This window comes from Actinophytocola glycyrrhizae (genome assembly GCF_042653545.1).
Taxonomy (GTDB): Bacteria; Actinomycetota; Actinomycetes; order Mycobacteriales; family Pseudonocardiaceae; genus Actinophytocola; species Actinophytocola glycyrrhizae.
In genome coordinates this window covers 38,345-64,407 of record NZ_JBHSIS010000008.1, presented here as the reverse complement: position 1 = coordinate 64,407, position 26,063 = coordinate 38,345, and the positions used below count along the sequence as shown (strand labels likewise).

Here is a 26,063-nt window from a genome sequence, read left to right as displayed (position 1 = left end):
CCGCGAGTCCGCGTTCGGAACCCGCGAGTCTCCCGTTCGAGACCGGTGAGTTGGCGGTTCGCGCATGTCACTCGCGCCTCGAACCGCTGACTCGCTGGTTCCGAACGGGGAACTCGCGGGTTCCGAACCGGGGACTCGCGGGTTCCGAACGGGGAACTCGCGGGTTCTGAACCGGGGACTCGCGGGTTCCGAACGGGGGACTCGCGGGGTTGAACGGGGGATTTGCAGGGGATGGGTACGAATGGTGGTCGTTTTAAGACGAACGATCGTGCTTTTGTGATGACACGAAGGCGACCTTTCAGCAGAGGAGAAGTCAGGGGCGGGCCCGGTCCAGAAGGGCCTCGAACGCGGCGCGGGCACGGGACTCCGCGGTCGGGTCACCGAGCAGGCGGCCCGACATGTGGCGCGACAGCATCACGCCGTCGACCTCGAACGCGAACTGCTCCGGCTCGGCGTCCGCCCGGAAATGACCCTCGGACAGGCCGGTGCGGAAGACCTCCGCGAGCGAGTCCAGCCAGTCCTGCTGGTAGCGCACGAGCCGGTCCCGCACCGGCCCCGGCTGGTCGTCCAGCTCGGAGGACGCGGCGACGAACAGGCACCCGCCGGGCTGGCCGTCCCACGTCAGCCAGTTCTCGAACAGCGCGCGCACGCGCGGCTCACCACGCGGTTCGGTCAGCGCGGGCGCGACCACCTCGGCCACGAACCGCGCCCGCGTGTGCTCCAGTATCGAGACCTGCAGCGACTCCTTGGACCGGAAGTGCGCGTACAGGCCACTCTTCGACAGCTCCGCGCTCGTCGCGAGCGTGCCGATGGTGATGCCACCCAGCCCGACCGACCGCGCCAGGCGGCTGGCCGTGTCCAGGATCGCCTCACGGGTGGCCTCACCCTTGCGCATGTCCGCGACAATAGCACGACCGGTCGTGTGAGACCGGCAACCAGGCAGGACACCCAGTGGAGCCAGGCTCAGTCGCCCCACACCTCCGCCGCCGTCTCCACGATGAGCGCGAGCTTCGCGACCTGCTCGTCGTAGGTCAGCGCGTTGCCCTCGACCGTGGAGGAGAACCCGCACTGCGGCGACAGGCACAGCTGGTCCAGCGGCACGTACCGCGCGGCCTCGTCGATCCGCCGCTTCAACTCGTCCTTGGACTCCAGCGCACCACGCTTGGTGGTCACGAGCCCCAGCACGACGTTCTTGCCAGGCGGCACGAACCGCAGCGGCGCGAACCCACCGGACCGCTCGTCGTCGTACTCCAGGAAGAACCCGTCGACGGCCAGCTCGGAGAACAGCGCCTCGGCCACGAAGTCGTAGCCACCGGACGCGGCCCACGACGAGCGGAAGTTGCCCCGGCACATGTGCGTGGTGACCCGGAGATCCGACGGCCGGTCCGCGATGGCCGCGTTGATCTGCCTGATGTAACGCAGGTGCTGGTGCTCCGCGTCGTCACCGCGCGCGGAGAGCTCCGCCCGCTGCGCCGGGTCGTTGAGGTAGGCCAGCGAGGTGTCGTCGAGCTGCAGGTACCGGCAGCCCAGCTCGTACACACCGCGCACCTGGTCGGAGTACGCCGCCGACAGGTCCGCCCAGAACTGCTCCTCGTCCGGGTACACCGCCGGATCGAGCGCGGCGGGCCCACCCCGGTAGTGGACCATGCTCGGCGAGGGGATGGTGAGCTTCGGCGTCACCGCGCCGCCAGCCACGTCCCTCAGGAACGTGAAGTCGTCGGCGAAGACGGTCTCCCGCAACCGCACCGGACCGTCCACGTGCAACGCGGCGGTGGTGAACTCGATGACCCCGCCCGGATTCTCGAACCGCACCTTGATCGCGTCGTCCGGCGCGGAGGAGATGCCGCCGAGCCGGTAGATGAAGTCCATGTGCCACGACGTGCGGCGGAACTCGCCGTCGGTGGCCGAATTCAGCCCGGCCTCGGACTGCATCGCGACCACGTGCCGGACCGCCTCGTCCTCCACCGTCCGCAGCTCCTGTGCCGACAGTCTCCCGTTCGCGTGGTCGTCGCGTGCGGTCAGCAGCGCAGCCGGGCGCAGCAGGCTGCCGACGTGGTCGGCCCGGAACGGAGGCAGTTTCGATGAACCGGCCATGGTGTTCCTCCTCAGAACGGGTAGGCGGGAATCTGCCCGCGCACGGTGATCCACCGCGACTCGGTGAACGCGTCCAGGTTCGCGAGACCGCCGAACCGCGCGCCGGTGCCCGACGCGGCGACCCCGCCGAACGGCGCGACCGCCTCGTCGTTCACGGTCTGGTCGTTGATGTGCGCGATGCCGGTGGGGATGCGCTCGGCGAGCGCGAGGCCACGCATGGCGTCGCCGGTGAGGATCGACAGCGACAGCCCGTACTCGCTGTCCGCCGCGAGCGCCGCGGCCTCGTCGTCGCTGCCGAACCGGACCACCGGCGCGACCGGCCCGAACACCTCGTTGGCGTAGGCGGGCATGTCGGTGGCCACGCGGTCGAGCACGGTCGGCCGGTAGAACAGGCCGTCGTGGGTGCCGCCGGACGCGAGCCGCGCACCGGCGTCCACGGTGGCCGTGACGAGGTCGTGGACCTTGCCGAGCTGGCCGTCGTCGATCAGCGGGCCGAGCGCGACCTTCCCGGTGGCCGGGTCGCCGACCGGCAGCGCGGCCGCGTGCGCGGCCAGCGCCTCCACATAGGACTCCGCGACCCGCTCGTGCACCAGGTGCCGGCCGGTGGTCATGCAGATCTGGCCCTGGTGCAGGAAAGAACCCCACGAACCGGCCGACACCGCCCGCTCGACGTCCGCGTCGTCCAGCACGATCAGCGCTGAGTTTCCGCCCAGCTCCAGGTGTGCCCGCTTGAGGTGCTTCGCGGCCAGCTCACCGACCTTGCGGCCGGCCGCGGTGGAGCCGGTGAACGAGACGACCTTCACGCGCGGGTCCTCGACCAGCGCCGTGCCCGCGTCCGCGCCGCCGGGCAGCACTTGCAGGAGCCCGTCGGGCAGCCCGGCGTCGGCGAACGCCCGCGCGATCGCGAAGCCGCCGCTGACCGGGGTGCGCAGGTCCGGCTTGAGCACCACCGCGTTGCCGAGCGCGAGCGCGGGCGCGACCGAGCGGATCGACAGGATCAGCGGCACGTTGAACGGCGAGATCACACCGACCACACCGACCGGCACGCGGCGCAGCATCGACAGCCGCGGCTCGGACGTCGGCAGGAGCTGACCGGGTGGCTGGGACGCGAGCGCGGCCGCCTCGTAGCACTCCTGCGCGGCCACCCCGACCGCGAACGCGGCCATGTCCGGCACCGCGCCGGTCTCGCGGACCACCCAGTCCTGGAGGTCGGCGAAGCTCGCCTCGATCGCCGCACCGGCCTTGCGCAGCACCGCGGCCCGGTCGGAGAAGGACGCGGCGGCCCACTCCTTCTGCGCCGCCGCGGCCCGCGCGCACGCGGCGTCCACATCGGACGCGTCGGCGACACCGGTGCGGCCCAGCTCGTTGCCGGTCGCGGGCTCGACGATCGCGGTGTCGCCGCCGTGCGCGGCAACCCAGCCGCCGCTGTAGAGGGTGCCCGGTTCGAACCACGTGGTCATGTGCGCTCCTGCTTGGCTTTCTGGATCTGGGCGTACACCTGGCCGCGCAGCTCGGTGAACCTCGGGTCGGCGCGGGTGCCGAGCTGGTCGCGCTCGGCGGGCAGGTCGATCGCGAGGTCCTCGGCTACCGTGGTCGGCGACGAGGACAGCATCACCACCCGCTGTCCAAGGTAGACCGACTCGTCGATGTCGTGCGTGACGAACAGCAGCGTGACCCCGAGCCGCTGCCACACCGACCGGAGCAGGTCCTCGAGGTCGGCGCGGGTCTGCGCGTCGACCGCCGCGAACGGCTCGTCCATCAGCAGCACCCGTGGCTGGTAGGCGATCGCGCGGGCGATGGCGACGCGCTGCTGCATGCCGCCGGAGAGCTGCCACGGGTACGCGGCGTGCGCGTCGGACAGCCCGACCGCGTCGAGTGCCCCGGTCACCAGCTCGCGCCGCTTCGCCTTTCCCGTGCCCGCGGCACGCAGCGGCAGGTCCACGTTGTCCCGCACCCGCAGCCACGGGAACAGGCTGCGGCCGTACTCCTGGAACACCACCGCGAGCCCGTCCGGCGGGCCGTCGACCACCTTGCCCTCCACCACGATCTCACCCGAGGTCGGTGGGAGCAGTCCGGCGATGCAGCGCAGCAGCGTGGTCTTGCCGCAGCCGGACGGGCCGACCACGCACACGAACTCGCCGTCCGCGACGGAGAACGACACGTCGCCGATCGCCTCGACGTGGCGCCCCTTGGCGTCGTAGGTCTTGGACAGGCCATTGACGGTGAGCATCAACGCTCCTTCCGTACGCCCTGTATGCCCGCCCGCATACCGAGGTACCAGCCGAGGACGCGCCGCTCGACGAGCCGGAACGCCCACGCCAGCAGCACACCCAGCAGCCCGAGCAGGAGCACACCGCTCCACATCTGCGGAATCCGGAAGCCGTCCTTGAACTGGATGACCGTGAACCCGATGCCGCTCGACGCCGCGAACATCTCGCTGATGACCATCAAGATAATGCCGATGGACAGCGCCTGCCGGGCACCGGCCACGATCTGCGGGCTCGCCGACCGGACCGTCAGGTGCAGGAGCCGCAGGCGGCCGCGGATCTTGTAGCTGCGGCAGGTGTCCTTGAGCACCTCGTCGACCGCGCGCACGCCCTCGACCGTGTTCAGCAGGATCGGCCAGAGACAACCGCTGAGGATGACCAGCACCTTCATCAGGTCGCCGATACCGGCCATCAGCATCAGGATCGGCACCAGCACCGGCGGCGGCACCGCGCGCAGGAACTCCAGCAGCGGCTCGACCACCGCCCGCAGCGTGCGGTTCGCGCCGATGAGCATGCCGAGGCCGATGCCGGCCACCAGCGCGGCCGCGTAGCCGATGCCGAGCCGGGCGAGGCTCGGCAGCACGTCGTCGACCATGCGCGGCCCGAACCACGTCTCCGGGAAGACCTCGAGGATCCGCTTCAGCGGCGGGAAGTAGAAGTCGGTGCTGCCCGCGCTCGCGAACCACCACGCAGCGACGAGCACGACCGGCAGTGCGACGGCCAGTGCGATCCGCCTGATCACGCGGGCACCTCCGTCCGCACCGACGGGTGCCACGCCAGCGCCCTGCGCTCGGCCGCCCGGGTGAGCACGTTCGCCGCGACACCGAACAGGCCGGTCACCACGATCAGCGCGTACATCACCGGCACCGCACCGGACGTGCGTGCGTTCGCGATCTCCTGCCCGAGTCCCGGCGAGCCGATGACCAGCTCACCGGTGATCGTCAGGATCAGCGCGACGGTCGCGGCGAGCCGGATGCCGGTGACGACGTAGGGGAGCGCGGTCGGCCAGACCAACCAGCGGACCCGCGCCCACCGGTTCAGGTGGTAGGACCGTGCCGTGTCGGCGGCGACCGGGTCGATGTCCGCGACCCCGGCGAGCGTCTGGATCAGCACCTGCCAGAACGCCGCGTACACCACGAGGATCAGCGTCGCCTCGACCGTCGACCCGTACAGCACCACCACGAGCGGGATCAGCGCGACCGACGGGATCGGCCGCAGGAACTCGATCGTGGACGCGGTCGCCGCGCGCAGCACCGGCACCGACCCGATCGCCACCCCGGTCACGACGCCCAGCACGACCGCGATCACCAGACCGAGCAGCCAGGTGCCGAGCGTGTCCCCGACCGCGCCCCAGAACTCCCCGCGCCGCGCCTGTTCCCCGAGCGTGCCGAGGATGTCGCTGGTCGGTGGTGCGTACCTGGCGGGAACGAGCCCGATCCGGGGCGCGATCTCCAGCAGGACACCGAAACCGACCAGCCCGGCGAGGCCGAGGAGCACCTTCACGGGAGAAGCGCGTCCAGGTCGGGGGCCGCCTCGATCAGTCCGTCCTCGACGGCGAGGTCGGCCATGGTCTGGAGGGAGTCCCGGTTGACCTCGGCAGGCCACTTCGGCAGCGTGACCTTCTCGATCACCTCGGGCGCGATCTTGGTGTAGGTGCCGATGACCGCCCGTGCCTCGTCCGGGTGACTGTCCGCATAGGACAGTGACTCCTGCATGGCCTCGGTGAACCTGAGCACCAGGTCGGGGTTCTCCGACAGCAGCTGCTGGGAGGTGAAGTAGGCCGCCACGGTCAGGTCGTCGGCGGCGTCGACGTAGCTGGAGGCGATCCTGCGCCCGCCCTCCGCGAGCACCGCCTGCTGGAACGGCTCGACCACGAACACGGCGTCCACCTGACCGCCTGCCAGCGCGGCGGGCTGTTCGGGGAACGGCAGCGCCACGAACTCGACCTTCGACGGGTCACCGCCCGCCTTGCGCACCGACGCGCGGACGCTGGTGTCGACGATGTTGGACAGCGTGTTCGCCGCGACCGTCCTGCCCTCCAGGTCCTTCGCGGTCCTGATCGGGCTGTCGCCCTTCACCATCAGCCCGGCGAAGTCCTCGCCGTCCACGCCGGTGGAGTTGTTGCCGTTGCTGACGACCTTGACCGGCAGCCCCTCGGACTGCGCGAGCAGCAACGAGACCACGTTGCTGAACCCGAACTGGTACTGCTCGCTGACGACCGCGGGCACGATCGCCGCGCCGCCCTCCGCCTGCGCAAGTTCGAGGTCGATGTCGCGTTCGTCGAAGAAACCCTTCTCGAGACCGAGGTAGATCGGTGCCACGTCGAGGATCGGGATGACACCGACCGTGACCTTGTCCGGTTGCCCAGGTGCCGCCGCCTCGTTGCCGCCGGAGCCGCAGGCCGTGGCGAAGAGGGAGGTGGCGAGCAGGAACGCAGCGAGATGACGTCGCATGGGCGCAACTCCGATGTTCGGGTACCGCACGCTCGTTCTCCAGGTGAACCTAGAGCGCGGTGATTGTGAGGTCAACAGTTGCCTGAGTACTATCGTGCGACTGGAGAACTGGCGTTCGCATTGCGTACGGGAGTGGTCGTGTGGCCGGTCGGGGTGCGGACTTCGTGCAGTCACTGGAACGCGGCCTCGCGGTGATCCGCGCGTTCGACCACGAACACCCGGAGCTGACACTGTCCGAGGTGGCCGCCCGCACCGGCGTGACCCGCGCCGTGGCCCGCCGGTTCCTCCTCACACTGGCGACGCTGGGTTACGTGCGCAACGACGGCCGGTTCTTCTCGTTGACCGCGCGGGTGCTGGAGCTGGGGTACGCGTACCTGTCGTCGCTGTCGCTGCCGGAGGTCGCGGAGTCGCACCTGGAGGCGCTCGTCGCGGAGGTGAACGAGTCGTCGTCGGTGTCGGTGCTCGACGGCCACGACGTGGTCTACGTGGCCAGGGTGCCGGTCTCCCGGATCATGACGGTGTCGATCAGCGTGGGCACCCGCTTCCCGGCGTACGCGACGTCGATGGGCCGGGTGCTGCTGGCCGGACTGCCCCCCGAGGAGCTGGACGAGTACCTGTCCGCGGTGACGATGGCGCCGCTGACCGCACGGACCCTGACCTCGGTGGCCGCCCTGCGCACGGAGATCGCGAAGGTGCGCACCCAGGGCTGGTCGCTGGTCAACCAGGAACTGGAGGAGGGCCTGCGCGCGCTGGCCGCCCCGGTCCGCGACCGCACCGGCAAGGTCGTCGCCGCGGTCAACGTGTCCGCCCACGCGAGCCGCACGTCACTGGAGTCCATGCGCCGCGACCTGCTGCCCCCGCTGCTGAAGGCCGCCGCCCACATCGAGGCCGACATCCCGGGCCCGCGCCGCCGCGGCTGATGCCCTGAAAGGCGCGTTCAGGGCACTGGGCGCCCTGAACGCGCCTTTCAGGGCACTGGTCCGGCCTGTACCGCGAAACGGACATCCCCGGGGTCCCTGCGTCCGTAGTATCGGCGGTTGCTGATCACCATTACCCCGGAACGAGTTGTCCCATGCTGACCGAGTTCGTGCGTGACCACTACTTCACGACGGCCTGGTTCGGGCTGATGGCCTTCGTGTGGTTCGGCTGGTCGCAGGAGGACCCGCCGAAGCGGTGGCGGCCATGGCTGGGCGCGGGGTCGGTGCTCGGCATCGGGTTCGCCGTCTGGTTCGGCGTGCTGACCGCCACGAACTGGGACCAGCCGTCGGCGCTGGCGGGCAGGTACGGCTGGTTCGGTGTCCTGGTCGCGGCCGAGGTCGTTGTCGCGGGTCTCGGTTGCCTGCTGCTGGCCAGGCGGGGGGCGTCCCGGTGGCTGGCCTGGTGGGTCGCGGTGGTGGTGGCCGCGCACTTCCTGCCGCTGGCCGTGCTGCTGGCGGACGCCGGGGTCGGCGTCGCGGGCGTCGTGCAGCTTGCCGCGCTCGGGGCGGCGGTGCCCCGCCTGCGTGCCACCGACACGACGACGAGCCGCGTGGCGGGCCCGGTCATGGGCACGGTCCTGCTGGTGAGCGCGGTGACCGGCGCGGTGCTCACCGTCGTCTAGCTCAGCCGGCCTTGCCGACCGTCCATTCCGCGGTGTGGGGGAGCAGGCCGGGGACGTCCTCGGTGAGGCGGGCGAAGTCGAGCACCTGGCCGATGAGGCTCGCCGGGTCGTTCTCGATGGCCGCCCACGCCCTGGCGCGTTCCTGTTCGCTCGCGAAGCGGCCGTGGTCGAAGGCCCGCCGCGCCGCGGTGCGCAGTGCGTCCAGGTCGTGGACGACGACCGAGATCTCGGCCGCTACGTGAAACCGCCGGTCCCGGTCGCCGGCGATGGCCAGCACCTGGGAACGGCTCAACTCGTGGGTCATGACTCCATGGTGCGCCCGCGCAAGCACGTCAACCAGGCAGAACAGCCCTTTCCGGGTAAAGACCGGGGTCCCCCTTAGGGGCGGGGAGGATGTCCAGCGCACGCAGCCGGGACAGCAGCGCGGCCATCGCGCCGGGCTCGTCGGCGTAGAACGCCGACTCGCGGATCCGGTGCAGGTGCCAGCCGCAACGTTCCAGGTCACGCTGGGTGGCGAGGTCCCGTTCGTACGCCGGTGCGCCCTGCCACGTGTCGCCCTCGCACAGCACGGCCAGGCGGGACTGGGCGCCTACCACGACGAGGTCCAGCCGCAGCCGTTCCGCCAGGTGCGCCGGGATCACCCCGTACCCCAGCGTGACCAGCCGGTTAGCCACCCGCTGCTCGAACAGCGAGTCGAACGGCTCCACCCGCACGTCGGCGGGCACCGGCGCCGTCAGCGTGCCCGCGTCGCCCTGTGCCGCCAGCACGCCGTAGCAGTGGTCCAGGAGCTGGAACCGCATGTCCTCCGGGTTCCCCAGCGCCGAGAGCGGCACCGAGTGGAACACCCACATCTGGTCGCGCGCCCGCGACGCCGCCACGTTGTACCGCTGCACGTACATCTCCCGCGTCAGCGGCATGAGCCGGTCCGCGGCGCCCGCCACCATCGACAGGAACATCACATCCCGCTCGGCGCCCTGGAAGTCGGCCGAGTCGCCGCACTGCAGCCTGCGCGCCGCCCAGTCCTCCGGCGGGATCCGGTCCAGCAGCCTGCGTTCGATCGCCTTCGCCTGCGCCGCACCGAGAAGCGAGATCACGCCGAACGTCCTGCTGTCGTACCGTGGGTCGGCGAGGCATTTCTCCAGCTGCTCCACCACGGCCTCGACCTCGGCCGCGTTGACCTTGTTCGTGCTGCCCGCCACCGTGCCGCCCACGTCGACCGCGCGGATCGGCGGCAGCCGGTCTGCGCCGTACTGCCGCACCGGCACCAGCCTGATCCCGTCCGGTTCGTACGCCACCCGGTTGGAGAACCCGATGATCTCCGGGACGCAGCGGCGGTGCTCGGTGAGCGTCAGCAGCCCCCGGTAGCGCATCTTGGCCTCGTCGAACAGGCTGCGCTGCGGGTCCTGCCACGCGGACCGGTAGGGGTCGTCGGCGAGGTACTGGCCCGCGAGGTCACGCAACTGCTGCTGGTCGACGCCGACCGCGGTCGGCGACACCTGCTTGTCGTCGCCGATCACGACCATCCGCGGCGCCAGGTACTGCAGGAACGTCGCCTCCAGCCCGGCCTGCGACGCCTCGTCCACGATCACCACGTCGAACATGTCGCGGCGGATCTGCAACTGCTCCGCGATCCGGTACACCGGCATGATCCACACCGGCACCGCGGACCGGCAGCGGTCCATCGCGGTCCGCACCTCGGCACGCCGCTGCGCCGCGTACTTGCCGGTGCCCTTGCCGAGCCTGCGCACCAGGTAGGCGTAGTGCTCCAGGTTGGCCCGCGCCTGCCCGGTGAGCCGGTCCGGCGACACCGCGTGCCGCCAGGCCCGGGTCGCGGCAAGGCTTTCGACCTCGCGCCGGATCCGTTCCTCGGTCAGCGCGATCTCCGCCTGCACGGCGTTGACGTCCGCCGCGCCGCGCGCCGCCACCCACGCCCCCGCCGCGGCCCACGACCACGCGGCGCCGAACGTGGCGAGCTTCTCGCCCCACAGCGCCGGGTCGGCCGTGACCGCGGCACGCAGCCCCGGCGGCACCAGGGACCCCAGCTCGTCGCGGCGGGCCAGCATCGCCCGGACCGTGACCAGCCTGCTCAGGCGCTGGTAGGCCGTCGCGTACGCGGCCGGGTCGCGCTCCCGCACGGCCGCGAGCAGCGCGGCCACGCACGGCGCCGCGTCCGCCCGTCCGGCCACCGCGGCGACCGCGGCCGCCAGGCGGCGCAACGGGAGCGTGGCCGTGGCGTGCGCGTCGACGGCGGCCGCCACGTCGACCAGGTTCGCGTAGCGGCGGACCGAGTCCAGGTCCGTCCAGTCCGGGCGCGGCAGCCCGGCCTCGGCGAACCGGTGCTGCTCGGCGTCGAGCGCCTCGCCGAGCCGCAGCACCCGGTGCAGCTGGTCCAGTTCCGTGCCGTGCCACCGCACGCGCTCGTTGAGCGGGTCGGTCGGCAGCAGCGGCACACCACCTGGCCACGACCGGTCCAGCGCCGCGAGCACCCGCGTCGCCTCCGCCCACAGGATGAACGCGCCGACCTGCGCCGCCGACGTCGGCGGCAGCCCGTCCACCAGCACCTGCTCGAACAGCTGCTGCGCCTGCTTGACCGGTTTCGGGGTGAGCGCACCGATTTTTGGCAGCCCGCTCGGGCCGGTCCTCAACGACCCGCCCGCGAGGTGCGCGTGGAGCTGCTTCGCAGCCGGGACGAGCATCGCCGGACTGCCCGACACCTCGACCTCGGTGAGCGGGCCGAGCTGGGAGACCAGCCCGCTCGCCTGCGCGACGAGCTGCCCGATCTGCTCAGCACGCGAGTGCCACAGGCGCGCCCGGCCGGTCTGGATGTCGGCGAGTGCCTCCCGCATCCAGCTCTCCCTGCGCCGTGCGAGGTCGTCGGCCTCGTCGGCCAGCTCCGACAACCGTCTGCGCAGTTGCGCGCGGGCGCCGGGCTCGATGCCGCGTACCGCCTCGAAAGCGGGGTGCTGCTTGAGTTCGGCGTGCCTGGCCTCGGTCTGCGCCGCGGCCCGTTCGGTGTCGACGAACTCGGTGAACACCTGCGGCGCCGGGGCCGTGCCCAGCTCGACGAGCCGCCCGGCCGCTTCGGTCTCGTCGGCGAGCAGCGCGGGGTCGGTCAGCAGCCCGTGCCACTCGACGATCTCGCCGGTGGCCAGCGGCGGTGTGCTGTCCGGTGCGACGTCGGTGTGGTCGCGCAGCCAGCCGAACGCCGGTTCCTGGCGCCGCAGCTGGAGCGCGATCGCGGCGAGCGTGCCGCGGTAGCCGGCGTGGTCGTGCTCGCGGACCTCGTCCCGGCGGGCCTCGACGAGCTGGTCGTGCAGCTCAGCGCGCCGCAGCCCCAGCCGCTCGACGTGCGCGAGGCAGCGGCGGACGGTGTCGGCCGCCACGTCGTCGTCGTGGTCGGTCGCGGCGGCGGCGATCCGCTCGACCGCGACCTTCAGGTCCGACATGTCCTCCCGCGACGAGCCGACCACCGCCACCGACAGCGGCTTGATCCCGGCGGGCAGCTTGTCGCGGACCTCACGCAGCGCGCGGTCGGTGTGCGCGGTGACAAGGACCCGCTTGCCCTGCGCCAGTAGGTGCGACAACAGCGCGGCCGCGGTGTGCGTCTTGCCGGTGCCCGGTGGGCCCTGCACGAGCGTCTGTGCCTGCGTGTCGACCTGCCGGACGATACGCAGCTGGGTGTCGTTGACCGGCAACGGAAGGAACGGGTGACCGTCCACTTCGACCAGTGCGCCCTCCGGCGGGTCACCGGCGTGCGGCCGGGGCCGGTGGTCGGGGTCGACGAGCGGCGCCAGCCCGTCCGGCACGACACCGTCCTCGCCGAGCTGCGCGACGATCGTGGAGAAGATCTCGACGAGCCCCTGCTGCGAACGCCTGCGCAGGATGACCGCGGGCGCGTACGCGGCCACCGCGTTCTGCGCGGGCACGGGGGCCGCGTCGTCGTCGCGGTACTCGCCGTCCGGGTCCAGCGCGTGCACGAGCCGTCGCACGAGCACGGCGGTTTCCTTGCGGTGCAGGGGATGCGTCTTGAGGTCGCTGGCGAGCGCGCGGATCTCCCCGACGTGCCGCGGGTTGGGCACCAGCCCCGGATCGAGCATGTCCAGCTCGACGTCCGCGGCCGCGACCGACTCGACGCGGTGCACCGTCAGCCGCCCGCTGTCGTCGTCGAACCGGATGCCGACCGGTGCGGTGACCAGGTGCCTGCGCGCCCCCGGCCCGGCCCACGCGAGGCATCCGACGCCAAGGACCAGCTCCAGCTCCTCCGGGTTGCCCGCCGCGGCCACGTACGCGGCGAACAGCTGCGCGTAGCCGGCGCGAACGGGCCGGTCGGCGCGTTCGCGGGCGGCCCAGGCCTGCCAGTCGACCAGCCACGAGACGTACCGCTCGGTCAGCTCGGCCGGTGCGTCGTCGGTGAGCTGGGGGGTGGTGGCGGGGTCGCGCCAGTCGGCGGTGAGCCAGTCGACGAGCCCGTCGGGTGCCGGTGGTTCGTGTCGGACGACCCGCTCGACGGTGAGGATGTCGGCGTCCGGGTCCGGGTCCCCGCGGTGCGCGGAGCTGACCGCGGGGTGGTCGGGCAGGTCGGCCAGCCACAGGACCGACCGGTAGCCGTCGACGGTGCGTGGTGGCTGGTTGCGGAGCTGTTGCGTGCGCCCGAGAAACTCGAACAGGCGAACGGCACGGCCGACCAACGGATCGGCGTCCCCTCCAGTCGCCTGGCTCACACCTGTCAACGGTACCGGAAGATCCAGGTCAACCCGGTTCGCCGAGGTCCGCGACGGCTACGCCACAAGGCGCAATGCGCGGCCGATCCGGCGGTCCGACTCCTCAAGTTCGGCTCGAGCGCGTACCCTGAGTGGTCTGGCGGTAACCGTGGATTCGAGGCAGGAGGGCTGATGGCCCAGGAAGACCCTCGCGGTGAGGAGTCTCCCAGGCTCGGCAGCGGCGAGCAGTCCGGCGCACCGACGGCGCGACGGATCGTGCTCGGCGCGCAGCTTCGCCGTCTCCGGGAGGCAGCTGACATCAGTCGTGCCGACGCCGGCTATGCCATCCGCGGCTCCGACTCCAAGATCAGCCGCATGGAACTCGGCCGCGTCGGCTTCAAGGAACGCGACGTCGCCGACCTGCTTTCCATGTACGGCGTCGCGGACGAGGACGAACGCAACGTCTTCCTGGAGATGGTGCGCAAGTCCAACGAGCGCGGCTGGTGGCACCGCTACTCCGGCACCATGCCGAACTGGTTCCAGGACTACGTCGGGCTCGAGGAGTCCGCGTCCCTGATCCAGAGCTACGAGCTGCAGTTCGTGCCCGGCCTCCTGCAGACCGAGGACTACATCCGCGCCGTCGTCAGCCACGGCAGGCCCGAGCTGCTCGGCCAGGACGGCGAACGCCGGGTCGCGCTCCGCATGCAACGGCAGAAGGTGCTGACCAGGCAGGGCGCGCCGCGCGTGTGGGCGGTGGTCGACGAGTCCGTGCTGCACCGGCCCATCGGCGGCCCGCGGGTGCTGCGCGAACAGATCGAGCACCTGCTGGAGCTGACGAAGCAGCCGAACGTGACGTTGCAGATCCTGCCCTACCACATGAGCGGCTACGCGGCCGAGGGCGCGTTCACGCTCCTGCGGTTCGCTGAGCCCTCGTTGCCGGACATCGTGTACATCGAGCATCTCAGTGGTGCGCTCTACCTGGACCGGGTCGAGGAGCTGGAGGTCTACGGGCGCGTCATCGACCGGCTGGCTGTGGACGCCGAGACACCGGACCGGAGCCGGCAGATGCTGTCGAAGTTCCGGCAGGAGATCTGACGCCGCTTTCGGGTGTCTCTACAGCACCAGAGCCGGGCGCTACGCGCCCGGTCCGCGCAACCCCAACGGCCGGGACAGGACCGTCAGCCAGGTGACGGCGCTGGCAATGCCCTGAAAGGCGCGTTCAGGGCGCTGGGCGCCCTGAACGGCCCATTCACGGCACTCGTCACGCCGTGAACGCGCCTTCCACGGCGCAGGTCCGGCCCGCGGGGTCCGCCGGGCGCTGCGCGAGCGGGGGTCGCTGCGCGGGGCGTGTGCCGTGCCTGAACGACGCTTTCGGGACGCTCAACGCCATGAAAGCGTCTTTCGGGGCGCGTAGCGGGCGGACGACGGTTCTTCGCAGGTGGAGCGGGTTCTTCCGAAGGTAACCGCGCATTCCCTCTCCATTGTTCTGCCGCCCCGGTTGGTGCATTCGGGTGAGCTTGGCGCGCGTGGCGAATCGTTACCATCTCCGGCTCCGCATACCTGTGTGACTGCATGTGTTCGTTGGTGTGTCTCGTTCGAGACGTCAAGCTGCGGCGATGTGTTGCCGACAGTGACAACGTTGCGCCGGTTGCCGGTGTGGGGTACACCCTCAGTAGTGAAAGCGGGGCCGCCTGTGTGCGCCCGTACAGATGCACGTGCATTTACCGCTGCACCTGCGCGTGTTACCGTGCAATCGGTCAATGCACGTGCATCTGCACCCACTGTTTGCGATGTCGGAAAGGTGGGGTCCCCCTTATGGACACGATCCACAACGGCGTTTCGGCGGATGAGCTCCCCGGTGTGGCCTGGCGTAAGAGCAGCTACAGCGGTGCCGTCGGCAACTGCGTGGAACTGAGCTGGTTCGACAGTCAGGCGGGTGTGCGCAACTCCCGCGACCCGCACGGGCCCGTGCTCGTGGTGCCCACGCGCATGCTTCGTTCCTTCGTCGTCGATGCCAAGGATCGGAGTGCTTGATGTCCACCACTGGTGTCGCCGCACTCGGCGTCGACTTCCAGTTGCGCGCGCTGGTCGGCAAAGGCTTCCGCTTTGTCGACCCGCGCGACGAGCAGGGTGAGGTCCTCGCTGTCGTGGGGGTCCGTGCCCACGACGACGTGCTCGACGTCGTCGAGCTGCGCGGCGAGGACGACGTCGTCGCCACGCGGATGCCGTCCGACCAGGACCTGCTGGCCCCTCGGCGCGTCCACTGGCGGGAGCAGGGGCCCGCGTCAGTGGTCCTGGCGAAGCTGTTGTCCCTGCCGGACGAGTACGTTCCCGGCCTGCTGCACAACCCGGCCAGGGCGATCGCCTAGTACCCGGCGCGGCCGCCGCTGATGTCGTGGACGGCGCCCGTCGAGAAGCTGCAGCGCTCCGAAGCGAGCCACGCCACCAGTTCGGCCACCTCGCGCGCGGAACCCATGCGGCGCATGGGGATCAGGCTCACCAGCCGTTCCAGCACCGCGGGGGCGGTCGCCGCGTTCATGGGGGTCTCGATCACCGCCGGGGCGACCGCGTTGACCAGCACGCCGGTGGTCGCGAGCTCCTTGCCCAGCGACTTGGTGAGCCCGAGCACCGCCGCCTTGCTGGCCGAGTAGGCCGCCAGGTTCGGGTTGCCCTCCTTGCCCGCGATGCTCGCGACGTTCACCACGCGGCCCCAGCCCCGCGCCACCATCCCCGGCACGAACGCCCGGCACATGTGGAACACGCCGGTGACGTTCACGGCGAACGTCGCCGCCCACTCGTCGTCGGTCACGTCCGTGAACGGTTTGTTCGGGCCGATGATGCCCGCGCTGTTGACCAGCACGTCCACCGTCAGGTCGGCGGCGGCCTCCTCGACCGCCGCCGCCGACGTGACGTCGAGGCGCAGGTCCGCGCCGGGGGCGACGTCGGCGGTGACCACCGAGAGTCCCTCCGAGGCGAGCAGTTCGGCACAGGCCTGTCCGATGCCGCTCGCGCCCCCGGTGACCAGCGCCGTCCGTCCCACGTGAACCTCCCGCGGTGACTACTGGGGAGCGAGCCCCAGGCCACTGAAGTAGAACAGGTTCTAGTAGCTTACCCGGTCAGCCTGGTGACCGTCGGGAGTCCGGCCGCCCGCCACGCCGCGAAGCCGCCCGCCACGTCCCGCACCGCGGTCAGGCCCAGCTGGCGCATCACCTGGTGCGCGGCGAGGCTGGACGTGTAGCCCTCGTTGCACATCAGGACGATCTCCTGGTCGCGGTCGCCGAACCGCAGCTGGGTCAGCCGGTGCTCGCTCGTCACGTCGAGCCGCCACTCCAGGACGTGCCGCGACACCGCGATGGCACCGGGGACCTCGCCGAACCGCCACCGGTACTCGACCGGCCGCAGGTCGACGAGCAGCGCGCCGCGGCGCATGGCATCGGCCGCCTCCAGCGGGGCGTAGCGGGTGATGCGCGACCTGGCGTCGTCGAGCAGTGCTTCCACGGCACTCATGACGCCACCTCCCGCAGCAGCGCCGCCTCGGCCTCGAGTGCCGTGGTGTCCGGCTCCGGGGTCTCGCACCGGACCTCGCGCAGGTGGTGCATGCCGGTCGGCAGCCAGCAGTAGAAGTTCATCGCACGCAGCGGGCGGGAGTACGCGTGGATGGACACCGTCGGCTCGGTGCTGACGTTGACGAGGTTGTGCAGGTAGTCGACGCCGAAACCGACGGCGGCGCCCGCCGCGTGCCGCCGGGTCCGCAGGCCGGGCCGGTCCACGGCGCCGAAGTCCTCCGTCAGTGACCCGCGTGCGACGGTGAACGCGCCCGCGCTGCCGCCGTGGTCGTGCAGGAGGGTGTCCTGGCCGATGTCCCAGCAGATGAGCCACACCTCGACGTCGGCGGTGCGGCGCAGGCGGACGTAGAACCGTTCCGCGAGGTCGAACCGGACCTGACCGGCCCATTGGGAAGGATCCGCCGCGATCTCCGTCACGAGGTTGCGTAACGCGGGCACGGCGAGTTGACGCGAATTACTCACGAGACAAGCCCTTTCGCTTGTTGCCCGCGGTTTCCTCGTGCGCCGACCGGTCTTGACGACCGGCCCTCGCCAGGGGCCACCACGAGCCGTGTCTCGCTCGAGTCGCACCGCCGCTCCTCGCGCTCGGCGAGTCACTGCGGCGCGGCCCGATCAGCCACTATGGTTTCCAGGTGGTGAGCGACATGCTCTGGTCGAGAGGGTAGTGCCCGCGATGCGGATAACCAAGGCACAGCGGAACGCCGTCGCCGAGAAGGTCACCAGCCTCGAACGCGCGTTCTACGGCCGGGGCCCGCGCAACGTCCAGGTCTCGGTGTCCGACGACGAGCCGGTGAGCCTGATCGTGCTGTCGATCGACACGCTCACCGTCGCCGACGCCGTGCTGTCCGAACGCGGCCTCCGCGACGCGGTGATCAAGCACCACGAGGCGCTGCACGACGCGACGCGGCAGGACTTCCTCGAGGCGGTCGAGAACATCGTGGGGGAGACCGTGACCGCCTACCTCGCGCAGGTGCACCCGTCGACCGGCCACGCGGTCCGGGTGTTCGTCTTCTCGTCGGAGATCCCCGCCGAACCAGCGGAATAGGCGTTTTGTCGGACCGTCGTCCTACTATCGGCGGCATGGCACCTGGACTCATCGGGCGGGACCATCCCGCGGGCGTGTTGCGCGCCGAGATCAGCCGTGCCACCGACAGCCACGGTGGTCTCGTGCTGGTCACCGGTGAGGCCGGGATCGGCAAGACGACGCTGGTCACCGACGTCATCGAGGTCGCGCGCGAACGGGGCGCGCTCGTACTGTCCGGCTCGTGCTGGGACTCCTCGGCGGCACCGGGGTTCTGGCCGTGGGTGCAGGTGATCCGGGGGCTGCGGCGCCAGGCGGAACCCGGCGAGTGGGCCGCCGCGACGGAGGCGGCGGGCGGGCAGCTCGCGATCCTGCTCGGCGAGGCGGGCAACGACGACCCGGCCGACGGCTTCGGCATGTACGACGCGGTCACGTCCGCGCTGGTGGCGGTGTCGCAGCGGCGGCCGGTGGTGGTCGTGGTGGACGACCTGCACTGGGCCGACCCGTCCTCGGTGCGGCTGCTGGAGTTCGTCGCGCAGCACACCTGGTTCGAGCGGCTGCTGCTGGTCGCCACGTACCGCGACGTCGAGGTCGACGCCGGTGGCCACCCGCTCGCGCCGCTGATGCCGCCGTTGCTCGCCAAGGCCACCACGGTCACGCTCACCGGCCTGTGCCGCGACGAGGTCGGCGCGCTGATGGCCCGCACGGTCGGCGTCGCGCCGGACGCGGACCTGGTCACCGAGGTGCACCTGCGCACCGGCGGGAACCCGTTCTTCGTCGAGGAGACCGCCCGGCTGTGGCACAGCGGCGGACCGCTCACGTCGGTGACGGCGGTGGCGCCCGGGGTGCGGGAAGCGGTGCGCCGGAGGTTGTCGCTGCTGCCGGGGCCGGTGTCCGCGCTGCTCACCGGCGCGGCCGTGCTGGGCAGGGAGTTCCACCGGCAGGTGCTGGCGGCGACGGTCAGCGCGCCGGTCGCGCAGGTCGACCGGCTCCTGACGCAGGCGGTCGCCGCCCGGCTCGTGACCACGCTCGGCGACGGGCGGTTCGCGTTCGCCCACGACCTGGTGCGCGAGACCCTGTACGCGGGGATCGACGAGGCCGACATGGGGGAGCGGCACGCGGCGGTGGTGCGTGCGCTGGACCGGTCACCCGCCCTGGCCGAACGGATCTTCCCGGCCGACCTCGCGCGGCACGCCTACCTCGGGCGCGCGGTGCTGGACCCCGGCCGCGTGGCCGACCTGCTGATGGCGGCGGGCAAGGAGGCGCGGCGGCGGTTCGCGATCGAGGAGTCGACCGGCCACTACCGGCGCGCGGTCGAGGTACTCGACCCGGCCGACCCCCGGCGCGCGCGGGTCGGGCTGGAGCTGGGGGTGCAGCTGCACCACTTCGGTGAGCGCACCGAGACGTGGCAGGTGCTGGACGAGGTCGCGCGCCTCGCGCTGGCGCTCGACGACATCGACCTGCTGACCCGCTGCGCGCTGACGATCTACAGCCTCGACGGGCGCGCGACGCTCAAGGCCGACCTGCTGCGCACCGCGTACGAGCGGCTGGTGCCCGGCACCGACCCGCCGGGCGGCTCGCTCGACCGCCTCGCGCAGGAGGTGATCATGCGGGTGATCGCGATCGCGCGGGACGGCGGGGACGACGACGCGCTGGGGTTCAGTCTGTGGACCCAGCACGACACGCTCTGGGGGCTCGGGCACGCGGCGGAGCGGCAGGCGCTCACCGACGAACTGGCCGTGGTCGCGCGGCGCACCGGCGACTACGAGATGGAGCAGTACGCGGTCTCGCTCGGCTGGGTGGCGATGCTCGAACTGGGCGACCCCGGGTACCTGGAGCGCTTCAGGGAGTTCCTCGCGCTTGCGGAGGAGAAGCGCGAGGTGACGCTGATGGCGATCGGCACCTACGTGGACAGGAACATCATCGCGGCCTTCCACGGCCGGTTCGACGAGGCGCAGGCCCACCTCGGGAGCGCGCGCGACGTGTCCACGGCCCACGAACACTACGACTACATCGACCACCACCTGACGTGGGCGATGGCGATGCTGCGCGGCCGGTACGACGAGCTGACCGGGCTGCGGGCCGGGTCGCTCACCGCGAAACACCCGTTCCCCGGGCTACTCGACGGGATCACCGCGGCAGCGAGCGGCGACGCGGCCACCGCGCTGCGGTGCCTCGTGGAGCTGGAGTCGGCGCGGCAACCGGTGTCCAGCGCGTACGAGGCGTTGCTGATGCGGCTGCGCGCGCAGGTGGCGGTGGCGACGGGCGACGTGGCGCGGAGTGCGTCTCTGTACGAGACGCTGGCGCCGCACGCTGGCACGTGGCTCGTGTCGATGTACGGGTGCGACATCAGCGGTCCGGTGTCGCTGTGGCTCGGGCACCTCGCGCTCACCCGGGGCGAGACCGCGCTCGCGGTGTCGCACTTCGAGTCGGCGCGCGAGGAGGCCGACCGGCTCGGCTCGCGGCCGTGGTCGCTGGAGGCCAGGGCCGGGTTGGCGGCCGCGCTCGGCGAGCGGGGCGGTGCGCTGCGTGCCGCGGTGGCCAGGGAGGCGGCCGCGCTCGGCATGCGGCACCTGGCGGCCGCCGAGTCCGAGGTGGACGAACTGCCGGGCAACGAGTTCCGGTTCACCGGCGAGACGTGGTCGCTGTCGATGGCCGGGCGGACCGTGCACCTGCCGGACAGCAAGGGGTTGCGGGACCTGCACGTGCTGCTCCGCGCGCCCGGCAAGGAGATCCCGGCGACCAGGCTGCTGAACCCGGCTGGTGGCGCGGAGGTCGTGGCGGCGGCGAGCCTCGCGGGCGACGCGGTGCTGGACGACGAGGCCAAGGCCGCCTACCGCGCCCGGCTGTCCACTTTGGACGAGCGGATCGCGGCGGCGGCGGAATGGGGCGACGACGACCTGGCGGCCAAGTACGACGCGGAACGCGCGATGCTGCTGGAAGAACTGCGTACCGCCACCGGTCTCGGCGGCCGCACCCGCAGGCTCGGCGACGAGGCCGAACGCGCACGCAAGACCGTCACGGCCCGGATCCGCGACACCCTCCGCAAGCTGGACACCCGGCACCCGGAACTGGCCGAGCACCTGCGCGCGTCGGTCACCACCGGCACGACGTGCGGCTACCGCCCGGACCGTGAACCCGTGTGGCACCTGTGAATGTGGATCCGCGCCAGGGCCATGTCTCATGGATCTTTGTGCGAGGGTCTGGGCTGACCAGCAGTCACCTCAGGGGAACGTGACGGCACTCAACCACAATCCACTTCGGTGGCCGCGCTTGCGCCGGGACGTAACCCACACATAGAAATCCGGGGAGGCGGACTAGCATCACTCCCGAGCATGGAGAAGATCAGCGGCCGATCGCCCGGCTGTCACCGGGAGGGCGCGGGTTCGAATCCCGCCTCCATGTCCAACCTGGGGTAGTTCAGTGGCAGAACGCCCGGCTCGGGACCGGGAGGGCGCGAGTTCGACCCTCGCCTCCAGGTCATGGCAGACAGGGGAGCGTCAGGGTATGCCTTCTGGCAGTTGCGGCGCGCGCTGCGGCACGCGGGTGCCGACTCGGCGCGTGCCGGTCGCTGGCAGGCCGTGCTCGACGGGATGGCCGACGGCACGCTGACCGTCGGTTCCCGCACCCCGGTCGCCGACACCCCGGCGTGGGTGACGCTCGAGGTGCTGCACGGCGGGTTCGCCACCGGCCGCTACCTCGCCGAGGCGCCGCTGCGGCACGACGAGCGGGAGGTCGTGGCGTCCCTGCCCGCCGACGCGCCGGGGACGACCGACCGGGAGCGGCTCAACCTGTACTACCTCACCGACACCGGTCAGGACGTGCTGCGCGACGCGCTCACGGCCGGGACCTACCGGGTCGACATCCCGGAGCACGCCGCGCTGCCGACCGTCGTGTGGCTGCTGGCGAACGACCACCACGCCGCGGCACTCGACGTCGTCGCGCAGCTGCGGCCACTCATGCACCGGCTGCGCCTGACCCCGTACCTCGGGCAGCCGCCGTCGCCCGCCGGCGCTGTCGTGCACGTCGCGTCGGTCGGGCAGGTCAGGGCGGCCCTGCGCGCGGTCACCACGCCCAAGGCCATCGAGACGATGCGCACCAGGCTGGCGGAACAGCCGCTGTACGACCGGATCGTCGCCCTGTGGTGCGACACCGTCGATGGCGACCTGCCCGTGCTCGACGACGGCCGGGTCGTCGGCGGGTGGCCGTGCCGGGTGTGGCCCGCCGACTGGGCGGAGCGGCGGGCGCGGCTGCTCGCCGATTCCGAGGACGTCACGCGGCACCCGCGCGGCAACTTCACGCGGCTGCGGGCCGCGCTGCTCGCGTGCGCGACGGACAGCAGCGCGCTGACCGCCCGTGACGTCGGGTGGGTCCGCCGGGCGCTCGCCAACACGATCACTCGGCACGGCGCGCCAGGGTCACCGCGGCGGACGGCACTGCGGGAGCACGAGCTTTCCGTGGTGGCACAACCGACCCGGGCCGCGATGGCCGCGGTCGTGGCGGACCGGCTCGACGCGTACCCGGACGAGGGCGGCGTGCCGTCGGTCGACGTGGTCGCGGCGGAGGTCGACGGCCGTTTCGTGCCGGAAAGCATCGTGGCGAAGGTGTCGCGGGCGCTGGCGGCACCCGTCGACGAGCTGGTCGCGCGGGGCGTGATCGGCTCCGGCGAGGTCCTCGCGACCGTGCTGCCCAAGATCACCGCGGCCCTGCTCGCGGCGAACCTCGACGACCCGGTGCTGGCCGCGCTGTACGCCAAGACCTACGCGGCGTTCCGGCGCAGGCGCAGTCTGCTGCTGCTCGACCTGCGCACGCAGGTCGGGTTCGGTGAGCTGCCGTGGGTGGCGGCGGTCGAGCCGCTGCGCGCGCACCGGCAGGACACCGCGAAGGCCGCGCGGCAGGCGCTCGCGCAGACCACGATGCTGGCGTTGACCGCGTTCCCGCACACGATCCTGCCCAACCCGCTGGTGAAGGAGTTCGGCGCGCTCGCAAGGCAGGCGGACCTGTCGCTGCCGCTGGTGGAGGAGATCGCGGCGGACATCTTCATGGGCACGTTCACCACCAGGTTCCGGGACGCGGCCGCGGTCGCGAGCCGGGTCATGGCCGGCACCGTGTACGCGACCTACTACGACCTGCCGGAGTCGTGGTCCGGCCGGACCGGGACCTGGTGGGGGCGCAAGGTCGCGAACGACTTCGCGCAGGCGTGCACCGCGCGGGCGCGGATCACGGACACGACGTCGTGGGTGGCGGCGAACGGTGCGGTGCTGGAACAGAGCCAGATCCTCACCACCCACAACCTGGCCGTCCTGGTCGACCGGCTCGGGCTGGCCGAGCGGCTGGCCGCGGTCGCGCCCGGCCTCGCGGACCGGGCACTGAGCTGGGCGGTGCGCAGGATGGCCGGGTCCTTCCCGCACCGGCACGCCGCGCTGGTGGCGGTCAAGAACGCCGCCTACGCGTGGCGGCAGGGGATCTTCTTCCTCAGCTTCTGCGCCGCGCGGACGCAGCGGGACACGCTCGACCTGCTGCGCCCACAGGTGCGCGGCACCCGGCTCGGACCCGCGCTGGACGGGCTCGCCGCCGTCGTGGCCGGCGACCGGTTCGACGCCGACGGGAACGTCCACAGTGGACGCCGGTGGCTCGGCTGGAGCACCGGCGCCCACTGGGCGCTCGACGGCTGAGCCGTCACTTCCGGTTGTAGAGCCGCATCGTCAGCGTGCCGAACACGGCGACCAGCACGGCGGAGGACACCAGCACCCACGTGATCTCACCGGCGTCCGGCACGCCCTGCATGAGGCCGCGGATCGCCGCCACCAGGTGCGTGATCGGGTTGACCTCGACGAACGCCCGCAGCCAGCCCGGCATCGTCTCCGGCGAGACGAACACGTTGGACAGGAAGGTGAGCGGGAACAGCACCATCATGCTGACGCCCATCACCGACTTCTCCGACCGCAGCAGCAGGCCGAACATCGTCCAGATCCAGGAGAACGCGAACGAGAACACGAGCAGCAGCATCATCGCCACCAGCACGCCGTCGACGCCGCCGTCGGGCCGGAAACCCAGGATCAGGCCGACGATCAGGATGACCGTGCCCGCCATGACGTAGCGCAGCACGTCGCCGAACAGCGCGCCGACCAGTGCGGCGGGTCGCCAGATCGGCAGCGTGCGGAACCGGTCGAACACGCCCTTGTCGATGTCGGTGTTGATCCCGATCCCGGTGTACATCGTGATCATGACGACGCTCTGCACCATGATGCCCGGCAGCAGGAACTGCAGGTACTCGGTCACGGACCCGGCGAGCGCGCCGCCGAACAGGTACGTGAACATCAGCGTCATCATGATCGGGAACGCGGTCACGTCGATCAGCTGCTCCGGCACGTGCTTGATCTTCAGCAGTGCCCGCCAGCCGAACGTGACCGACGCCGACCACGCGCTCGGTCTCGGCGGTGCCTGCCCGGTGGCGAGCACCGCGTTCAGGCTCTCGGCCGCCGGGGTGTAGACGGCGGTCTTCTCGTCCGTGGCGGCGGTCATGCCGCGACCTCCTTCTCGGTCGCCGGGTGGTCGGTCAGCGCGAGGAACACCTCGTCGAGGGTCGGCTGACCGAGTGCGAAGGTGTCGACGGTGATGCCGGCGGCCGCGAGCTCCGCCAGCACGCGGGACGCCTGCTCGGCCGCAACGCGGTCACTGTCCTCACCGGACAGCTGGGCGGTCAGCGCGACCGGGTCCGCCTCGGGCTGCGCCGTGGTACCGAGGATCCTCGTCAGCACCGACAACGCGGCGGGCCGCTGCGCGGCGTCGCGGAGCCGGACGTGGACGGCACCGGCGCCGACCGAAGCCTTCAGCTCACCCGGCGTGCCCTCGGCGATCACCCTGCCCCGGTCGATCACCGCGATCCGCGACGCCAGCTGATCGGCCTCGTCCAGGTACTGCGTGGTGAGCAGGACCGTCGTCCCCTGCGCCACGATGATCCGCACGATGTCCCACACCTGGTTGCGGCTGCGCGGGTCCAGGCCGGTGGTCGGCTCGTCGAGGAACAGCACGTCCGGCGTCTTCAGGATGCTCGCGGCGATGTCGAGCCGCCGCCGCATGCCGCCGGAGTAGTGCTTCACCTGCCGGTCCGCGGCGTCGGTCAGCCCGAACGCCGCCAGCAGCTGCGCGGACCGCTCCCGGGCCGCGGGCTTGCGGTGCCCGATCAGCCTGCCGAGCAGCACCAGGTTCTCGGTGCCGGTCAGGTCCTCGTCGACCGACGCGTACTGGCCGGTCAGGCTCACCCGCTGCCGCACCGCGTCCGCCTCGCGCAGCACGTCGTGGCCGAACACGCGGGCCTCGCCGCCGTCCGGGCGCAGCAGCGTCGCGAGCATCCTCACCGCCGTGGTCTTGCCCGCGCCGTTCGGTCCGAGCACCCCGTACACGGTGCCCGCGGGCACCGCGAGGTCGATCCCGTCGACCGCCCGGTTGTCGCCGAACACCTTCACGAGGCCGGCTGTCTCGATCGCCAGCTCACTCATCTCGTTCCCCTCTATGTGACATAAGGTCGTGCCGCGCGTGCCGTGCGCAGCGTTTCACCCCACCAGACGACCTGGTCGAGCATCGTGGCGGCGGCCGGTTCCTGCGCTGGCCCTGGCTCGTTCGCCATCAGGTCCAGCGCCACCTCGTCGCGCACCGCGTGGGTGTGCAGGTCGGCGAACACCACCCGCAACGCCGCGACGGCGTGGAACCCCCGCGACCGGCAGCCGTAGGAGACGAACCCGACGGGCTTCGCGTGCCACTCGTCGTAGGCGAAGTCGATCGCCTGCTTGAGCGACGCCGGGAAACCGCGGTTGTACTCGGGGGTCACGACGACGAAGCCGTCCGCCCGCCCGATCGCCGAGGTGAACCTGTCCATCTCGGCCGTGACGACCTGCGGATACCGTGCCGGGAAGTCGAACTCGGCCAGATCGAGCAACTCGACGTCGATATCGTCCCGCTGCTTCGCGACGCGCACGAACCACGCCGCGACCGAGTCCCCGGCACGCCCCTCCCGGGTACTGCCGACGATCACCGCGATCCGCATCGCCCCCTCCTCCACCTGCCACCCAACAGGCGCGAGACCCCCCGCTAGATCAGATCTAGCACCCCACCCCACCCCACACCCCACACCCCAAACCCCGCGAGTCCCCCGTTCAGAACCCGCGAGTCCCGCGTTCAGGACCCGCGAGTCCCGCGTTCAGGACCCGCGAGTTCCCCGTTCAGGACCGCCGAGTTCGCTGTTCGAGTCTGACGGCGGTAGGGACGAACCGTCGACTCGAAGGTTCCGAACGGGAAACTCAGGGGTTCCGAACGGGGGACTCGCGGATTCCGAACGGGGGACTCGCGGGTTCCGAACGGG

23 protein-coding genes and 2 tRNA genes are annotated in these 26,063 nt (G+C 71.5%); 10 read left to right on the top strand and 15 right to left on the bottom strand.

Annotated elements, in window-relative coordinates:
• Window positions 1-313: 313 nt before the first annotated feature.
• The 7 genes from ACFPCV_RS18805 to ACFPCV_RS18775 form a co-directional block, all read right to left on the bottom strand.
• Window positions 314-895, bottom strand: a complete 582-nt coding sequence (locus ACFPCV_RS18805) for a TetR/AcrR family transcriptional regulator (protein WP_378057525.1) — start codon at window positions 893-895, stop codon at window positions 314-316.
• A 68-nt stretch (window positions 896-963) separates the two neighbouring features.
• On the bottom strand, window positions 964-2,094 hold the full coding sequence (locus tag ACFPCV_RS18800; protein ID WP_378057524.1) for a 5-methyltetrahydropteroyltriglutamate--homocysteine S-methyltransferase: 1,131 nt from the start codon (window positions 2,092-2,094) through the stop codon (window positions 964-966).
• A gap of 11 nt (window positions 2,095-2,105) precedes the next feature.
• Window positions 2,106-3,554 (bottom strand): aldehyde dehydrogenase family protein, encoded by a 1,449-nt coding sequence (locus ACFPCV_RS18795; RefSeq protein WP_378057523.1) that lies wholly within the window; start codon window positions 3,552-3,554, stop codon window positions 2,106-2,108.
• Window positions 3,551-4,324 (bottom strand): ABC transporter ATP-binding protein, encoded by a 774-nt coding sequence (locus ACFPCV_RS18790; RefSeq protein ID WP_378057522.1) that lies wholly within the window; start codon window positions 4,322-4,324, stop codon window positions 3,551-3,553. The genes ACFPCV_RS18795 and ACFPCV_RS18790 overlap by 4 nt, the downstream gene beginning before the upstream one ends.
• The gene (locus ACFPCV_RS18785; protein ID WP_378057521.1) at window positions 4,324-5,103 is read right to left on the bottom strand and encodes an ABC transporter permease; all 780 of its coding nucleotides are present in this window, start codon (window positions 5,101-5,103) and stop codon (window positions 4,324-4,326) included. Before ACFPCV_RS18785 ends, ACFPCV_RS18790 begins: the two co-directional genes overlap by 1 nt.
• Window positions 5,100-5,864, bottom strand: a complete 765-nt coding sequence (locus ACFPCV_RS18780) for an ABC transporter permease (RefSeq protein WP_378057520.1) — start codon at window positions 5,862-5,864, stop codon at window positions 5,100-5,102. Before ACFPCV_RS18780 ends, ACFPCV_RS18785 begins: the two co-directional genes overlap by 4 nt.
• Complete coding sequence (locus ACFPCV_RS18775; RefSeq protein ID WP_378057519.1) at window positions 5,861-6,814, bottom strand: ABC transporter substrate-binding protein; 954 nt, start codon at window positions 6,812-6,814, stop codon at window positions 5,861-5,863. Before ACFPCV_RS18775 ends, ACFPCV_RS18780 begins: the two co-directional genes overlap by 4 nt.
• 140 nt (window positions 6,815-6,954) lie before the next feature.
• On the opposite strand from ACFPCV_RS18775, the gene ACFPCV_RS18770 reads away from it, so the two are divergent.
• Window positions 6,955-7,734, top strand: coding sequence for an IclR family transcriptional regulator (locus tag ACFPCV_RS18770; RefSeq protein ID WP_378057518.1), 780 nt, complete (start codon window positions 6,955-6,957; stop codon window positions 7,732-7,734).
• Between the two features lie 152 nt (window positions 7,735-7,886).
• Window positions 7,887-8,414 carry a hypothetical protein gene (locus tag ACFPCV_RS18765; protein ID WP_378057517.1) on the top strand — a complete coding sequence of 176 codons (528 nt, stop codon included), beginning with the start codon at window positions 7,887-7,889 and terminating at the stop codon, window positions 8,412-8,414.
• Between the two features lies 1 nt (window position 8,415).
• Here ACFPCV_RS18765 and ACFPCV_RS18760 read toward each other — a convergent pair whose 3' ends face one another.
• Window positions 8,416-8,718, bottom strand: a complete 303-nt coding sequence (locus ACFPCV_RS18760; RefSeq protein ID WP_378057516.1) for a hypothetical protein — start codon at window positions 8,716-8,718, stop codon at window positions 8,416-8,418.
• Between the two features lie 28 nt (window positions 8,719-8,746).
• Window positions 8,747-13,135, bottom strand: coding sequence for an AAA domain-containing protein (locus ACFPCV_RS18755; protein ID WP_378057515.1), 4,389 nt, complete (start codon window positions 13,133-13,135; stop codon window positions 8,747-8,749).
• A 171-nt stretch (window positions 13,136-13,306) separates the two neighbouring features.
• Here ACFPCV_RS18755 and ACFPCV_RS18750 point away from each other — a divergent pair, with 171 nt between their 5' ends.
• The 3 genes from ACFPCV_RS18750 to ACFPCV_RS18740 all read left to right on the top strand — a co-directional run bounded on the left by ACFPCV_RS18750 (window position 13,307) and on the right by ACFPCV_RS18740 (window position 15,483).
• Window positions 13,307-14,209, top strand: a complete 903-nt coding sequence (locus tag ACFPCV_RS18750) for a helix-turn-helix domain-containing protein (RefSeq protein ID WP_378057514.1) — start codon at window positions 13,307-13,309, stop codon at window positions 14,207-14,209.
• A gap of 720 nt (window positions 14,210-14,929) precedes the next feature.
• Window positions 14,930-15,148, top strand: a complete 219-nt coding sequence (locus tag ACFPCV_RS18745) for a DUF397 domain-containing protein (RefSeq protein ID WP_378057513.1) — start codon at window positions 14,930-14,932, stop codon at window positions 15,146-15,148.
• On the top strand, window positions 15,148-15,483 hold the full coding sequence (locus tag ACFPCV_RS18740; protein ID WP_378057512.1) for a hypothetical protein: 336 nt from the start codon (window positions 15,148-15,150) through the stop codon (window positions 15,481-15,483). Before ACFPCV_RS18745 ends, ACFPCV_RS18740 begins: the two co-directional genes overlap by 1 nt.
• Here the strand turns inward: ACFPCV_RS18740 and ACFPCV_RS18735 are convergent.
• The 3 genes from ACFPCV_RS18735 to ACFPCV_RS18725 form a co-directional block, all read right to left on the bottom strand.
• Complete coding sequence (locus ACFPCV_RS18735) at window positions 15,480-16,154, bottom strand: SDR family NAD(P)-dependent oxidoreductase (protein ID WP_378057511.1); 675 nt, start codon at window positions 16,152-16,154, stop codon at window positions 15,480-15,482. The two genes, ACFPCV_RS18740 and ACFPCV_RS18735, sit on opposite strands and share 4 nt — an antisense overlap.
• 68 nt (window positions 16,155-16,222) lie before the next feature.
• Entirely contained in the window at window positions 16,223-16,621 is a 399-nt protein-coding gene (locus tag ACFPCV_RS18730; RefSeq protein ID WP_378057510.1) for a rhodanese-like domain-containing protein, read from the bottom strand.
• Window positions 16,618-17,142: a cysteine dioxygenase gene (locus ACFPCV_RS18725; RefSeq protein WP_378057509.1), complete on the bottom strand. Its 525-nt coding sequence runs from the start codon at window positions 17,140-17,142 to the stop codon at window positions 16,618-16,620. The genes ACFPCV_RS18730 and ACFPCV_RS18725 overlap by 4 nt, the downstream gene beginning before the upstream one ends.
• 211 nt (window positions 17,143-17,353) lie before the next feature.
• On the opposite strand from ACFPCV_RS18725, the gene ACFPCV_RS18720 reads away from it, so the two are divergent.
• The 5 genes from ACFPCV_RS18720 to ACFPCV_RS18700 all read left to right on the top strand — a co-directional run bounded on the left by ACFPCV_RS18720 (window position 17,354) and on the right by ACFPCV_RS18700 (window position 23,376).
• Window positions 17,354-17,725, top strand: coding sequence for a Na-translocating system protein MpsC family protein (locus tag ACFPCV_RS18720; RefSeq protein WP_378057508.1), 372 nt, complete (start codon window positions 17,354-17,356; stop codon window positions 17,723-17,725).
• A gap of 35 nt (window positions 17,726-17,760) precedes the next feature.
• On the top strand, window positions 17,761-20,856 hold the full coding sequence (locus ACFPCV_RS18715) for an ATP-binding protein (RefSeq protein ID WP_378057507.1): 3,096 nt from the start codon (window positions 17,761-17,763) through the stop codon (window positions 20,854-20,856).
• Between the two features lie 179 nt (window positions 20,857-21,035).
• Window positions 21,036-21,109 (top strand) — tRNA-OTHER (locus tag ACFPCV_RS18710).
• Between the two features lies 1 nt (window position 21,110).
• A tRNA-Pro gene (locus tag ACFPCV_RS18705) sits at window positions 21,111-21,182 on the top strand.
• A 1-nt stretch (window position 21,183) separates the two neighbouring features.
• Window positions 21,184-23,376: a hypothetical protein gene (locus ACFPCV_RS18700; protein WP_378057506.1), complete on the top strand. Its 2,193-nt coding sequence runs from the start codon at window positions 21,184-21,186 to the stop codon at window positions 23,374-23,376.
• Window positions 23,377-23,380: 4 nt separating this feature from the next.
• Here the strand turns inward: ACFPCV_RS18700 and ACFPCV_RS18695 are convergent, their stop codons facing one another.
• Genes ACFPCV_RS18695 through ACFPCV_RS18685 form a run of 3 tightly spaced genes read right to left on the bottom strand, consistent with a single transcriptional unit; the run spans window position 23,381 to window position 25,748 of the window.
• Window positions 23,381-24,226: an ABC transporter permease gene (locus ACFPCV_RS18695; protein ID WP_378057505.1), complete on the bottom strand. Its 846-nt coding sequence runs from the start codon at window positions 24,224-24,226 to the stop codon at window positions 23,381-23,383.
• On the bottom strand, window positions 24,223-25,203 hold the full coding sequence (locus ACFPCV_RS18690) for an ATP-binding cassette domain-containing protein (protein ID WP_378057504.1): 981 nt from the start codon (window positions 25,201-25,203) through the stop codon (window positions 24,223-24,225). The genes ACFPCV_RS18695 and ACFPCV_RS18690 overlap by 4 nt, the downstream gene beginning before the upstream one ends.
• 11 nt (window positions 25,204-25,214) lie before the next feature.
• Complete coding sequence (locus ACFPCV_RS18685; protein ID WP_378057503.1) at window positions 25,215-25,748, bottom strand: NADPH-dependent FMN reductase; 534 nt, start codon at window positions 25,746-25,748, stop codon at window positions 25,215-25,217.
• Between the last annotated feature and the right edge of the window lie 315 nt (window positions 25,749-26,063).